The organism is Streptomyces sp. NPDC032198, from assembly GCF_040636975.1.
Lineage (GTDB): Bacteria > Actinomycetota > Actinomycetes > Streptomycetales > Streptomycetaceae > Streptomyces.
Genome location: NZ_JBEZVL010000004.1, coordinates 104,597 through 117,324 on the forward strand (window position 1 = coordinate 104,597; position 12,728 = coordinate 117,324).

Consider the following 12,728-nt stretch of genomic DNA (forward strand, 5'->3'; position numbering starts at 1 on the left):
CGCTCATCATCGTCAACTCCCCGTTGTCGAAAGGTCAGCTTGCCCGACCCTCACACCACATACGACCTGCGACACCCCGCGTCCGTTGCCCTCTCCCCCGTCACAGCCCTGTCCGCAATGTCACCGCATGGCAACGGCGGTGCCCGGCCCGTGCGCACCCTTGCATCCGCCCTGCGCGGGAAGACGCACCTCCAGGAGGTGTACCGCCCGGCGCCCGCATGCCGGGGCGGCTGCGGGAGAGCAGCGGAGGGCAGTGGAAGATTGAATTCCGCTCGCTTCCGCGTAACGGGCCCGGGCAACCGGAGTCCAAGGAATCGAGCGGGGAGGACGGCGCGGTGCGCCGTCGACAACAGAGACAACGAGGAGTAGCCCATGGACAGTTCCGCGACGCCTGCGCGTGCGGCTTCCGCCCGCGTATCGGACGGGTCGGGCGCACTGTGCGCCCCCGCGGGGCGGGCCGGGGCCTCCTCGGCGTGGGCGCGGCGGGGCGCCGCGCTGCGCCGCACGCCGGTGGCGATGTGGAACGACGACGTGTCGGACTGGGCCGCGGCACTGACGTACTACGCGATTCTCGCCCTGCTCCCCGCCCTCCTGGTCACGGTCAGCCTGATCAGCCTGGTCAGTCCCGGCACCACCCAGACGCTCATCGCCGAGGTCTCCGACTGGGCGCCCGCACAGTCGGGCAGCGCCTTGCACGAGGCGCTCACCGAGATGGCCGACGCACGGTCCGCCGCCGTGACGGTGGTGATCGCCGGCGGGGTCAGCGCGCTGTGGTCCGCCTCCAGTTACGCGGCCGTCTTCCGGCGCGCGCTGCACGCGATGCACGGCGTCAAGGACACCCGGCCCGTGTGGCGCAAGGCGCACCGCGTGTTGATGACCGCCGTCGCGCTGCTCGCACTGTTGGCCGCCAGCGCGCTTCTGCTCGTGCTGAGCGGCTCTCTCGTCCCGGCCGTCGGACGGCGCATCGGGGTCGGCGACGCGGGACAGACCGTATGGAATGTCATGAAATGGCCCGCTCTGGTCTGTCTGGCGGTCCTGCTCGTCCTCGTGCTCTTCCGCAACGCGCCGCCCTCGGAGCGCGGATGGCGCCGCAGCCTGTCTGGCGGTTTCCTCGCCGCGCTGCTGTGGCTCCTGTCCTCGGGCCTGTTCACCTTGTACGCCAGCGGATTCGGAAGCTACGGCAAGCTCTACGGCTCGCTGGCCGGGGTGGTCGTCTTCCTGGTGTGGCTCTGGATGTCGAATCTGGCGCTGCTGGCCGGAGCCCAGTTCACGGTGGAGATGGCCCGCGTGCCGGTCACCGCGCCCGAGTCCTGAGGCCCGCCCGGCCAGGGCGCGCCGGGTCACGGACAGGGCGGGTTGCGAGCGGGGTGGGGCGTGGGCGGGGTGTGCGCCCCCGGGCGGAAATACCGGCCGACGCGCCCGAGTCCGTTCCTCCCTGCGCGCCGCGTGCGCTCCCCCCGTAGGGGTTCGGGCACGGCTCGCACCGGTGATAGGCCTGAAGGACAAACTACTCGTGCGCGTGTTCGCCCACGCGGCATCGAAGAGGAGTCATCCCATGGCCTCGTTCGACACGGGACGGTTGTGCGCGATCGTCAAAATCCTGGACCAGGCAAGCATCCACCTGCGGCTGGCCGCCCGCGAGTCCGCCCTCGCCGAGACCGCGACAGCCACCCTGACCCGGCCGGCCGCCGATCCTGACGCGTCCGGCATCACCGCGCTCCTGAGCGTCTCGGAAGAGGCATCGGGCAGCGTCCGGCGCGCGCTCGTCCACATCCGCAACGGCGAGGACCAGCGCGCCCAGCACGAACTGGACCAGGCGCGGACCCAGCCGTGCGTGGCGGCCCTCGCTCCGGCGGGTCTGCCGCGGCCTCTCCCCCGACGCGTGAACACGGCGCTGCGCCTGTTGCAGGGAATCACCGGCTTCTTCCCGTCCGAGACGGAACAGGTCCTGGTACGGGCAGCCCTGCCCTAGCCTGCTCCGCCCCGGAGCGGTTCACTCGTACGGGCTAATCCCGCGAGCAGCGGGTCAAATCGCCCCGATCGCCGTAAACAGCCCGCCGACGGTCCTCATCTTCGCCGTCCGTGCACGCTCAGTGACTCTCCTGGTTGCGTCGGCCACCGGTCCGGAGCGGGATGGAGAGGACGCGTGCGGCGTCCGTGGCGAGATTCGATTCGCCCGTCGCGCGCTGCGAGGGAGTGATCACCCATGACTCAGGGCGAGGCCTTCACCAGCGCCGATGGGCTCGCGGGCCTTACGGCCTACGACCGGACCGGCGAGAAGATCGGCAGCGTCGAGCAGGTGTATCTCGACGACCGAACTGGGCGTCCCGAGTGGGTGACCGTCAAGACCGGTCTCTTCGGCATGAAGCAGAGCTTCGTGCCGCTCGCCGGAGCCCGCCGTCAGCAGGACGAGCTTCACGTGACGGCCACCAAGGAGGCCGTCAAGGACGCTCCGCGCGTGGACGCCGACCAGCACCTCGACCCGAGCGAGGAGCAGGACCTCTACACCCACTACGGGCTGAAGCGGACCGGCACGCCGCGCTCCGCCCCGGCCGCGGGTAACCGCGGTGCCGCGGGCATGGCCGGAGCCGGCGCGGGCGCCGGAATGGGCATGGGCGCGGGCGACGGGCGCAACGCGGGCGCGCGCGAGTTCGCGACGCGCTCCGGCGTCGGCGACGACTCCAAGCGGGACGAGATGATCCGCTCGGAGGAGCGACTGCGTGTCGGGACGGAAGAGCAGGAGGTCGGGCAGGCCCGACTGCGCAAGGTGGTCGTCACCGAAGACGTGAAGACCTCCGTCCCCGTCTCGCACGAGGAGGTTCGTGTCGTACGCGAGCCCATCCGCGACGGCGACCGCACCCGCGCCAACATCGGCGAGGAGCAGACCGAGGTGACCCTGCACGCCGAGAAGGCAGTGGTCAGCAAGGAATCCGTGCCGGTCGAGCGTGTCCGCCTGGAGACCGAGAAGGTCACCGAGACCCAGGAGGTCTCGGACACCGTGCGCAAGGAACAGATCGAGTTCGACGACGCCAAGGGCGAGCGCGGCGCGAAGGGCGAAGGCTGGCGCGACCGGAAGCAGGGCCCGCGCCACTGACGCACCTCAGAACGCCCTGAACCAGGGCACCTGACGGTGGAGGGAGGGAGCACTCATGTGAGTGCTCCCTCCCTCCGCACGCCGGTGCGGCATGCCGCTGCCGCTGTCTCGATGACCTGTTCGTACAACTCGTCGTCCAGCAGGACCGTGAGCCCGCAGGCGATGCCCCAGGCGACGTGTGCGGCGTCCTCTCCGAGGAACTGTTCCTGCTCGTGGAGCTCTTGACCGAGGTACTGGCTGTGGAGGTCGCGGGGGCCCTGGCTCTCCGCGTGTCGCCGGACGGCCTCGACGGCGCTCTGCGTGAACGTCTCGTAGTGGGCGTCGCCGAGCAGTCCGCGCAACTGCTCGAGCTGGGCGTGAGCGGCACGCAGGCGCAGGGGCCAGTCACGGCTGATGCCGAATTGCTCTTCCATGGCCTGCGTCAGGTCGATCCGCCGGAACATCACGTCGAGTGGGTCGTAGGTCATGATCTCTCGGTAACGGCTGCCGAGGCCGGCGCGGCGCAGGCTCGCTGCGGGCTCCCCCGTGTGGCCGCACACCGGCGGGGCCGACGCCTCGCCGCGCACACCCCGCTGGATGCGGGGTGTGCGCGGCAGGTCCACGTTCAGGCGGCGGGTACCGCCCCGGTGGCGAAGTACGGCTTGCAGACCGAGCCCGACCAGTCCGTGGCGATCTCAAGGAGCCTGTTCCCGTCGGCCGACGGCAGCAGGCTCGAGCTGTAGTTGGGGCAGTAGTCGACGGTCGTCGACTCCACGGCGACCGGCGCGGGGATCTCCCGCCAACTTCCGGCGCCACCCGCACTGTTGACCCAGACGGTGCGCCCGCTCCCGGCCGCCTTGCTGCCGTCGCGGTTGTACATGACCTGGCCGACGAGGAAGAGTCTGCCCTTCGGGTTGCCCGCCTGCGGCGCCCACGCCAGGTTCGGCGCGTGCTTGAAGTACTTGCCGTCGGCGGTCTCCGGGCGGATGCCCAGGGATGTGGTGGAGCCCCAGTTCCAGCCGTCGGACGAGGTCCGGTAGTGCACGACGCACTGGAACTGGCCCGCGGCCGCGCAGATCTCGAACGACATGAAGTAGGTCCCGTCGCCCATCTTGCGCACCACCGCCATGCCCGGCCGGTCCGAGGCGAGCGTGCTCGCGACGGTGTCGTGGTGGCCGGTCCAGTTCACCCCGTTCGCAGTGCGCGCGGCCACCAGCTTCTGGCTGTGCGCGGCATCCGTCTCATCGGAGTAGTGCGCCACGAGCTGCCCGGAGGCGTCGACGGAGAACTCCGGCTCCCACAGCCCCTTGTCGTTGGACGCCGTGGCGATGGTGGACAGGTAGCTCCAGCTGCGGCCCACGTCGTTGCTCTTGAAGACCCGCAGGGCCATGCGCCGATTCGGCTCGTCCTGCCCGACCGACGCCGCCCACAGCAGCGTCCCCGCGGGCAACTTGCCGATGCGCTGCGGAAGTTCGTACAGCGTCGAGCAGCAAAGCCCCTGCCCGCCCGCGGCCTCGGGATCGCGCACGGTGCCGACCTCGATGAACGACGCGCCCCCGTCCGTGCTCTCGTGGATGGCGCCGAGCCCGTTGTTCCCGTCGAACGTGACGACCGAGGCCAGCACGCGGCCGTTGGCGTCGCCGTTGTGGGCGAGTCTGACGGCGCGCGGGTACAGGCCGGTGCCATCGCGCAGCAAGGTGCCGGTCGCGGCGTCGGCCGACGACCCTGACTGCGTGACGAACAGCGCCGCCAGGAAGGCGAGCAGCAAGGGGAACAGGACAGTGGGGCGGAGGAGACGTGGTCGTGCGGGGCCGTGCGCGGACATGGGCCTCTCCTGACTCTGCGGTGGATGATGCACGGGGAGGTTGGGGGAGCGAACTGGGCCTGCTGTCAGTCGCGTTGGGGCGCGAGCCGAATGACGTTCCAGGAAACCGGCGGGATTTCGGCCGTCAGCGTGCCCTCGGCGGTGATGTGCGTACCGGACGCGCGGCGCGGCACCACCCGGTCCGGCTCCGCCTCGGTGTTGACCGCGTCGGGGTCCTGGTCGGCCAGGACCAGGTGCTCCACGACCCGGTATCCGGCGGCTTCCCCGCGCAGGGCGGCTTCGAGCAGCAGGGGCTGCTCCTGGTCGCGGTTGACGGCGAGGACGGTGAGCGCGCCGGTCTCCTCGTCGTGCGTCACCACAGTGTCGAGGGCGGACACGTCGCCGTACTGAGGTGTGTCGATGCGGGGCCCGGTGGCGTCGGTGCGCAGCACGCGTCCGGTGGCGAACCGGGCCGCCTGGGCGAAGGGATGGAAGATGGTCTGGCGCCAGCTGGCACCGCCGGGCTCGGTACGGATGGGCGCGATGACGTTGACCAGCTGGGCGAGGCAGGCGATGGCCACGCGGTCGGCGTTGCGCAGCAGCGTGATGAGCAGCGAGCCGACGACCGCGGCATCCGTCACGCTGTACGTGTCCTCGATGAGCCGGGGCGTCTCGGCGGTCTCCAGGTTGCGCTCGCCGACGAAGCGGGCGGCGTACCAGACGTTCCACTCGTCGAAGGAGAGCTTGATGTGCTTCTTGGCGCCGCGCACCGCCCGCACGTGGTCGGCGGTCGACACCACATCGCGGATGTACTGGTCCATGTGCGCGCCCGAGGCGAGGAAGCTGGCGCGGTCGCCGTCGAACTCCTCGTAGTAGGCGTGCAAGGAGAGGTAGTCGACCTCGTCGTAGGTCTGCTCGAGGACCTCGCGCTCCCAGGTGCCGAAGGTCGGCATCCGCGAGTTGGAGCTGCCGCACGCGACGAGCTCGATGGACGGGTCGACCTGGCGCATCGCCTTTCCGGCCTCGGCCGCGAGCCGCCCGTACTCGGTGGCCGACTTGTGGCCCGTCTGCCAGGGGCCGTCCATCTCGTTGCCCAGGCACCACAACTTGACGTCGTGCGGTGCGGTCACGCCGTGCTTGATGCGCAGGTCCGACCAGGCGGTGCCGCTCGGGTGGTTGCAGTACTCGACCAGGGCGCGGGCGGCGTCGATGCCGCGCGTCCCGAGGTTCACGGCCATCATCGGGTCGAGGCCCAACTGTCGTGCCCAGCCGAGGAATTCGTTGGTGCCGACGCGGTTGGTCTCGATGGAGCGCCAGGCCAGGTCGAGGCGGCGCGGACGGTCGGCGACCGGGCCGACGCCGTCCTCCCAGTGGTAGCCGGAGACGAAGTTGCCGCCCGGGTAGCGCACGAGGCCGGTGCCCAGTTCGCGTACGAGATCGGCGACGTCGCCGCGGAATCCGTCGGCGTCGGCGGTGGGGTGCTCGGGGTCGTGGATGCCGGTGTAGACGCAGCGTCCCATGTGCTCGACGAAGGTTCCGTACAGGCGCGGGTCGACGTCTCCGACGCTGAACTCCGGGTCGATGACGAACCGTGCGGTGTGCGGCATGTTCTGGTGCCTCTCTGTGGTGCGGCTTGCTGACTCGGGCAGGGGTGGGCTACTTGAGGCCGGTGCCGGCGATGCCCTCGACGATGCGGCGCTGGAACAGCGCGAACACGGCGAGCAGCGGGATCGCGCCGAGCACGGCGGACGCCATGAGCTGGGCGTAGGGCACGCCGAACACGTCCTGGACGGAGGTGAGTCCGACGGGCAGCGTCATCATCTCGGGGTCGGTCACCACGAGCAGGGGCCAGAGGAAGTTGTTCCAGACGCCGACGAACACGAAGATCGTGACGGCCGAGACGGCCGGGCGGGAGATCGGCATGACGATCTGCCAGTAGGTGCGCAGCCAGCCCGCGCCGTCCGCGCGCGCCGCGTCGATCAGCTCCCGCGGGATCCCGTCGAAGAACTGCTTGAAGACGAACACCGCCACCACATTGGGCACTTGGGGCAGCACGACGCCCCAGTAGGTGTTCAGGAGTCCCGCCGACTGGAGCGCGAGGAACTGCGGGATCATCAGGACCTGCCCCGGGATCATGATCCCGGCGAGCAGCATCACGAACGCGGCGCGGCGCAGCCGGAAACGGGTCTGCGAGAGGGCGAAGGCGGCCAGGGACGCCATGATCACCGTGAGGACCGTGGTGAGGATCGAGGTGATGAAGCTGTTGGCGTACCAGTAGGGCAGCTTGCCCGCGTCGAAGATCTCCCCGTACGCGTCCAGGGTGGGATGCGCGGTGAACCAGCCGGTCGGGTTGGTGACGACCTCCTGGGCCGGCCGCACGGAGGTGGCCAGCGCCCAGGCGAGCGGCACGAGCCACAGCAGCGCGAGGGCGATGAGCGTGCCGAGCGCCACCCGGTTGAAGAGGCGCTCGGAGTCGCGGCGGCGGGCCGGTGGCGCGGTGGTGCCGCGCTGTCCGGTGTCGGGGCGCGTGGCGATCGCGGTCATGGTCAGTTCTCCTTCTCGGCACGGCGTACGAGGGCGAACCAGACGAGGGAGACGAACAGGATCACCAGGAACAGCAGCAGCGACACGGTCGAGGCGTAGCCCACGCGGCCCTCGACGAAGCCGGTGTCGTAGATGAGCTGAAGGGAGGGGCGGGTGCTGCCGTCGGGTCCGCCGCTGGTCATCATGTAGATCTGGTCGAAGACCTTCAGCGAGGCGATGACCTGCAACACCGTCACCAGCGTCGTCGTACGGCCCAGCATCGGCACGACCACGTGCCGGATGCGCTGCCAGGGCCCGGCCCCGTCGATGGCCGCGGCCTCGTGCACCTCGCGCGGCACGTCCTGCAGACCGGCCAGATAGAGCACGAAATTGAAGCCGATCGTCCACCACACCGTGGCCGCGGCGATGGAGATCATCGCCCAGTCCGGGTCACCGAGCCAGGACGGCGGGGTGTCGACGCCGAACCACTTCACCACCTCCTGGGCCAGGCCCAGTTGGTCGGCGTAGATGAACATGAAGAGCAGCGAGACGACCGCGGACGGCAGCACGAACGGCGCGAAGAACGCGAAGCGGATGAACCAGCGGCCGCGCACGAACCGGTCGGCGAGCAGCGCGAGGGCCAGGCTGAGCAGCACCAGCGGCACGGTGGTCAGGACCGTGAACCACAGCGTGTTGCGCAGGGTCCGCCAGAACTCCGCGTCGCCGAGCACCGCCGAGTAGTTGGAAAGGCCCGCGAAGTCACCGAGACCGCTCTTGAGGAGGCTCGTCTCGAAGAATCCGGCGACCACGGTGTAGATGAGCGGCCCCACCAGGAACACCAGATAGAAGAGGGCGAAGGGCAGCAGCATCCCCGGGCCTGCCCAGCGGTCGCGTCTGCTGGACGTCGAGGAGGGAGCGGTCGTCGTGGCCACGGTTCGGCCTTTCGGTCAAGGCGTACGGGATCCAAGGGCGGGTGGTGCGTGCTGAGTCGGGCGTCGGCAGGGGGCGGGCCCGGTCATACGGGGGCGGGGCGCGACGCCAGTTCGCGCAGATCGCGGCGCAATCGCGCGGCGCCCGCCGTGGGGCTGGTGTCACCGGTGAAGACGGAGGTCACGGCGTCGCCCACCACGTTCTGCATGGTGCTTCCCGCGCCGCCGTACCAGGCGGCCGGGTCGTAGACCGCGCCGTCGGCGGCCGTGGCGTAGTGCGACTGCGGAACGAGTTCCTTGTACGCGCGTGAACGCTGCGTCGGCAGCCAGGCGGGCACATGGCCGCCCTCCGCCCACAACTTGCTGGAGTGCAGCATCGACGCGATGAACCCCAGGGAGAGATCGAGGCGCTGGGCCGTCTCGGTGGGGGCCTTGGGCAGCACCAGGGCGTGCGAGTCGGCGGCACAGGCGTAGGGCGCGTCCTTGAAGACGCGCGGCAGGGGCCGCATGTCGAACTTCACCTTCGCCGACTGGACCGCGAGCGCCTGCCAGACGCCGTCCATCAGGAATCCGGCCTTGCCCGTGGTCAGCAGCGTGATGGCGCCCTTCCCGTCGGTGTTCGCGGGAATCACCTTCTCCTGGCTGAGGCGGCGGATGTACGCGAGTGCTTCGGCCGCGGCAGCGGTGTCGATCACCACCCGCTTGCCCTGGTCGGCGACGAGATCCCCGCCGCCGACCTGCCGGTAGAACGACCAGAACAGCCGGAACTGCATCGAGGCCTCCTTCACCGAGGCGACCGAACCGCCCCAGGCGCCGGTCACCTCCTTCGCGGCGCGCAGCGCGTCGATGAAGGCGTCGGGCCCGTCCACGTCGGCCAACTGGCCCTGTTCGTCGAGCAGTCCGGCCTTCTCGGCGATGTCCGTGCGGAAGAAGAGCACAAAGGGATGGGTGTCGAGCGGCACGGCGTGCGGCGCCCCGCCGAACTGGGATTTGCGCCAGGGCCGTGGGTCGAACTTGTCCTCGGTCAGCCCGTGCCGGGCCAGATCCTCGGTGTGCAGTTCGGTGAGCAGGCCCGCTTCGGCGAGCGTGGGCAACTTCGACAGGTGGACCACCGCGACCTGCGGCGGCCGGTCGCCGAGCGTGGAGAGAGTCAGCTTCGTGTAGTACGGGTTGCCCCACAGGAACGTCGCCGATTTCAGTTCGGTCGAGCGGTGCGCGGCCCGGTAGGCGTCCTGCATCGCCAGCATGCGCTCGCCGTCGCCGCCGGTGAACGGGTTCCAGAAGTTCAGCCGCGACGGCGAGGGAGCGCCGCCGGTGAACCCCTGCGCGAGGGTGCTGCCGCAGCCACCGACGGTGAGCGCGGCGGTGCCTGCCGCACCGAGCGCGAGCCCTCCGCGCAGTACACGGCGGCGGGACGGGGCGGGCGGCGACGGGGTCGGTATGCGGTCCCGCATGGGCATGCGTCCTTCCACGGCGGACAGGCTGACACGGAGTGCAACGTTGTAATGCACATCAGCGGCAACCACGCTTCCTGGCTATCCGCTGCGTTTACAACGTTGTACTCAGCTGGCAATACGGCGTCAACACCTAGGCACGCATTACCTGTTCATGTACTCGTTCAGTCGTGGACGAAGACCCAACGACTCCCCCGAGTTACAACGTTGGACCATGCCGTACGCTGCTGCTGTCGGGGGAGGGAGAAACACCGTGGCAGGCACCCGCCTGAAGGACGTCGCGGAGCGCGCCGGGGTATCGATCAAGACGGTGTCGAACGTCGTCCGCGGCGAGACCAGGGTCGCCGACCGGACACGCGAGCGCGTCCTGCGCGCCATCGCCGACCTCGACTACCAACCCAACGCCTCCGCACGCCACTTGCGCACCGGCCGCAGCGGCATCATCGCGCTGGCCGTGCCCGAGCTCGTCGCGCCGTACTTCGCCGAACTGGCCGCGCAGGTCATCGCGGCCGCGAAGAAACGCGGCTGCACGGTGCTCATCGAGGACACCGGGGGCAACGCCGAAGAGGAGCTCCGTATCGCCTGCGGCCTCAGCGACCCGCTCATCGACGGCGTCCTGCTCAGCCCCCTGCGCCTCGACGAGCAGGTCCTCGCCGCCCGCGAACGCCGCGTACCGCTGGTGCTCCTGGGCGAGCAGTCGTACGAGATCCCCGCCGACCATGTCCTGATCGACAACTCGGCGGCGGCGCGCGAGGCCACCGGCCACCTGTTGTCCCTCGGCCGACGCCGCGTCGCCGTCATCGGGCAGCCATCGGGCCCCGCTCATGCGACGACGGTCCAGCGCATGCACGGTTATCTGACGGCCTTGCACGCGGCGGGCGTCCCGCACGATCCTCAACTCGCCCCGGCCACAAGGTCGTTCACGCGCGCGGCAGGCGCCGACGCGATGCGGGCGCTGCTGACGCTGGACGACCCGCCGGACGCCGTCTTCTGCTTCAACGACCTGCTGGCCTCGGGTGCGCTGCGCGTGGCGCACGAACACGGACTGCGGGTCCCGCACGACCTGGCCGTGGTCGGCTTCGACGACGTGGAGGAGTCCCGCTACGGCGTCCCGAGCCTGACCACCATCGCCCCCGACAAGCGAGGCATCGCGGAACTGGCCGTGGACGCGCTGCTCCGCCGGATCGACGCGGGCGCGATGGCCCCGCACACACGCCTCACAGCGGGATACGAACTGGTGGTGCGGGAGAGTACGCGGCCGGGTGGCGCACGAGGCGGGTGCTGAGCCAGCGGGGCTGCGGCTGGGGCTGCTCGGTGGCCGAAGCCGACGCTTGGGTGCCTGCAAGGAAACCCGAGGATTGACTTGGGTATCGGGCGGACGGGACGCTCTCTGCGCGTCCAGAGGCGGCAACCCACCGCGCCCCCAACGCTGTTCCACGGACCGGCGTCGGGGAGTGGACGGGAAGTCGCCCCCACCGACCGGAGGGAATCCGCGCCCATGCCCGACGCCCCCATCGACCGCCGCACCCATGCCGCACGGCAACTCCTGCACGACCTCGGCGCCGAGACCCTCGACCACCCCGGCGGCACCCTCCTGGCCCACCTCGACCGCGTACGCCGACAACTCGCCCACTGGAACGCGCGGCCGACGCTGCGACTGGCCGGACTGTGCCACGCGCTGTACGGCACCGACGGCTTCGCCACGGCGCTGCTGCCGCTCGACCGGCGCACGGAAGCCACCGGCATCATCGGCCCCGAAGCCGAGTCCCTCGTGCACTTCTACGCGAGCTGCGACCGACGAGCCACGTACTCCACGCTGACCGCCGAGGCCCCCCACTTCCGGGACCGGTTCACCGACCGCACCTTCGTCCCCACCCGTCGCCGGTGGGAAGACTTCGCCGAACTCACCGCGGCCAATGAACTCGACATCGCACGCATCGACAGCGACTTCCGCGCCCGACGGGGCGCCGACCTGCTGAAGCTGTGCACCAGGCTCCGCCCCTTCCTCACCCCCGTGGCCTGGCAGGACTGCGAGACCGTCCTGACCCCTGCGCCCTCGCCTGGGGAGTGATGAGCCGCCGGGTGGCCAGATCCTTGCACTGCCTGACCATCTGGCCACTCGTCCCTCATCGGGCCGCGGCGCAGGATCGATGGCATGAAGATTCTTTGGGTATTCGCACACCCCGAACCGCAGTCCCTCAACGGCTCCCTGCGTGACGACGGGATCCAGGAGCTGCGCGCTCTCGGGCACGAGGTCCGCGAGTCCGATCTCTACGCGATGGACTGGAAACCCGTGGTGGACTCCGGCGACTTCCACCGCGAATCGATCGACCGGCTGCTGGTCGGAGCCGAGCAGGAGCACGCCTACAGCGCGGCCAAGCTGACGGACGACATCACCGCCGAGCAGGAGAAGATCGCCTGGGCCGACACGCTGGTGTTCCAGTTCCCCCTGTGGTGGTTCGGTCCGCCCGCGATCCTCAAGGGGTGGTTCGACCGGGTGCTCGTGCAGGGCTTCGCCTTCGGACTCCAGGACGACTCGGGGCGGACCCTGCGCTACGGGGACGGCGGACTCGCAGGCAAGCGCGCCATGGTCATCACCTCGGTCGGCGCACGGGAGTCGGGCTTCGGGCCGCGCGGCGTCCACGGACAGCTCGACGAGGTGCTGTTCCCCGTGCTGCACGGCACCTTCTGGTACACGGGAATGGACGCGCTCCCGCCGTACGTGGTCTACGGAGCCGACCGCCTCGACGAAGCGGGCTACGGCGACCGCGCGGCAGAACTCCGCGAGCGGCTCCGCGCGCTGCCGGTCACCGAGCCGCTCCCCTACCGCCACGAGCACGGCGGCGACTACGACGACGCACTCGTCCTTCGTCCGGAGATCGCACCGGGCCTCACCGGCGTCGCGGCCCACCGGTCGCGCACACCAAAGGGCTGATGAGGCCCGC

12 protein-coding genes are annotated in these 12,728 nt (G+C 70.2%); 6 read left to right on the forward strand and 6 right to left on the reverse strand.

What is annotated here, in order from left to right:
* Nucleotides 1-372 precede the first annotated feature (372 nt).
* The 3 genes from AB0E78_RS11400 (at nucleotide 373) to AB0E78_RS11410 (ending at nucleotide 3,094) form a co-directional block, all read left to right on the forward strand.
* Entirely contained in the window at nucleotides 373-1,314 is a 942-nt protein-coding gene (locus AB0E78_RS11400; RefSeq protein WP_361830664.1) for a YihY/virulence factor BrkB family protein, read from the forward strand.
* 241 nt (nucleotides 1,315-1,555) lie between these two features.
* On the forward strand, nucleotides 1,556-1,972 hold the full coding sequence (locus AB0E78_RS11405) for a hypothetical protein (RefSeq protein WP_361830665.1): 417 nt from the start codon (nucleotides 1,556-1,558) through the stop codon (nucleotides 1,970-1,972).
* Nucleotides 1,973-2,206: 234 nt separating this feature from the next.
* Nucleotides 2,207-3,094 (forward strand): PRC and DUF2382 domain-containing protein, encoded by an 888-nt coding sequence (locus AB0E78_RS11410; protein WP_361830667.1) that lies wholly within the window; start codon nucleotides 2,207-2,209, stop codon nucleotides 3,092-3,094.
* A gap of 53 nt (nucleotides 3,095-3,147) precedes the next feature.
* Here AB0E78_RS11410 and AB0E78_RS11415 read toward each other — a convergent pair whose 3' ends face one another.
* The 6 genes from AB0E78_RS11415 to AB0E78_RS11440 form a co-directional block, all read right to left on the reverse strand.
* Nucleotides 3,148-3,561: a hypothetical protein gene (locus AB0E78_RS11415; protein ID WP_361830669.1), complete on the reverse strand. Its 414-nt coding sequence runs from the start codon at nucleotides 3,559-3,561 to the stop codon at nucleotides 3,148-3,150.
* Between the two features lie 137 nt (nucleotides 3,562-3,698).
* Complete coding sequence (locus tag AB0E78_RS11420) at nucleotides 3,699-4,898, reverse strand: sialidase family protein (protein ID WP_361830671.1); 1,200 nt, start codon at nucleotides 4,896-4,898, stop codon at nucleotides 3,699-3,701.
* A 65-nt stretch (nucleotides 4,899-4,963) separates the two neighbouring features.
* A complete protein-coding gene (locus AB0E78_RS11425) occupies nucleotides 4,964-6,484 on the reverse strand; it encodes an alpha-N-arabinofuranosidase (RefSeq protein ID WP_361830673.1) in 1,521 nt (506 codons plus the stop codon).
* A gap of 49 nt (nucleotides 6,485-6,533) precedes the next feature.
* Nucleotides 6,534-7,421, reverse strand: a complete 888-nt coding sequence (locus tag AB0E78_RS11430) for a carbohydrate ABC transporter permease (protein ID WP_361830675.1) — start codon at nucleotides 7,419-7,421, stop codon at nucleotides 6,534-6,536.
* 2 nt (nucleotides 7,422-7,423) lie between these two features.
* A complete protein-coding gene (locus AB0E78_RS11435; protein WP_361830677.1) occupies nucleotides 7,424-8,332 on the reverse strand; it encodes a sugar ABC transporter permease in 909 nt (302 codons plus the stop codon).
* Nucleotides 8,333-8,415: 83 nt separating this feature from the next.
* Nucleotides 8,416-9,783: an extracellular solute-binding protein gene (locus AB0E78_RS11440; RefSeq protein WP_361830679.1), complete on the reverse strand. Its 1,368-nt coding sequence runs from the start codon at nucleotides 9,781-9,783 to the stop codon at nucleotides 8,416-8,418.
* A 253-nt stretch (nucleotides 9,784-10,036) separates the two neighbouring features.
* Between AB0E78_RS11440 and AB0E78_RS11445 the strand changes: the two genes are divergently transcribed.
* The 3 genes from AB0E78_RS11445 (at nucleotide 10,037) to AB0E78_RS11455 (ending at nucleotide 12,718) form a co-directional block, all read left to right on the forward strand.
* Nucleotides 10,037-11,068: a LacI family DNA-binding transcriptional regulator gene (locus tag AB0E78_RS11445; RefSeq protein ID WP_361830681.1), complete on the forward strand. Its 1,032-nt coding sequence runs from the start codon at nucleotides 10,037-10,039 to the stop codon at nucleotides 11,066-11,068.
* A gap of 213 nt (nucleotides 11,069-11,281) precedes the next feature.
* The gene (locus AB0E78_RS11450) at nucleotides 11,282-11,854 is read left to right on the forward strand and encodes a DUF6817 domain-containing protein (protein WP_361830683.1); all 573 of its coding nucleotides are present in this window, start codon (nucleotides 11,282-11,284) and stop codon (nucleotides 11,852-11,854) included.
* An 84-nt stretch (nucleotides 11,855-11,938) separates the two neighbouring features.
* The gene (locus tag AB0E78_RS11455) at nucleotides 11,939-12,718 is read left to right on the forward strand and encodes an NAD(P)H-dependent oxidoreductase (protein WP_361830685.1); all 780 of its coding nucleotides are present in this window, start codon (nucleotides 11,939-11,941) and stop codon (nucleotides 12,716-12,718) included.
* Nucleotides 12,719-12,728 lie beyond the last annotated feature (10 nt).

Coding starts and splice junctions, on each gene's coding strand:
- AB0E78_RS11400 (WP_361830664.1), top strand. CDS start 373: ATGGACAGTTCCGCGACGCCTGCGCGTGCGGCTTCCGCCCGCGTATCG.
- AB0E78_RS11415 (WP_361830669.1), bottom strand. CDS start 3,561: ATGACCTACGACCCACTCGACGTGATGTTCCGGCGGATCGACCTGACG.
- AB0E78_RS11440 (WP_361830679.1), bottom strand. CDS start 9,783: ATGCGGGACCGCATACCGACCCCGTCGCCGCCCGCCCCGTCCCGCCGC.
- AB0E78_RS11430 (WP_361830675.1), bottom strand. CDS start 7,421: ATGACCGCGATCGCCACGCGCCCCGACACCGGACAGCGCGGCACCACC.
- AB0E78_RS11425 (WP_361830673.1), bottom strand. CDS start 6,484: ATGCCGCACACCGCACGGTTCGTCATCGACCCGGAGTTCAGCGTCGGA.
- AB0E78_RS11405 (WP_361830665.1), top strand. CDS start 1,556: ATGGCCTCGTTCGACACGGGACGGTTGTGCGCGATCGTCAAAATCCTG.
- AB0E78_RS11410 (WP_361830667.1), top strand. CDS start 2,207: ATGACTCAGGGCGAGGCCTTCACCAGCGCCGATGGGCTCGCGGGCCTT.
- AB0E78_RS11455 (WP_361830685.1), top strand. CDS start 11,939: ATGAAGATTCTTTGGGTATTCGCACACCCCGAACCGCAGTCCCTCAAC.
- AB0E78_RS11450 (WP_361830683.1), top strand. CDS start 11,282: ATGCCCGACGCCCCCATCGACCGCCGCACCCATGCCGCACGGCAACTC.
- AB0E78_RS11420 (WP_361830671.1), bottom strand. CDS start 4,898: ATGTCCGCGCACGGCCCCGCACGACCACGTCTCCTCCGCCCCACTGTC.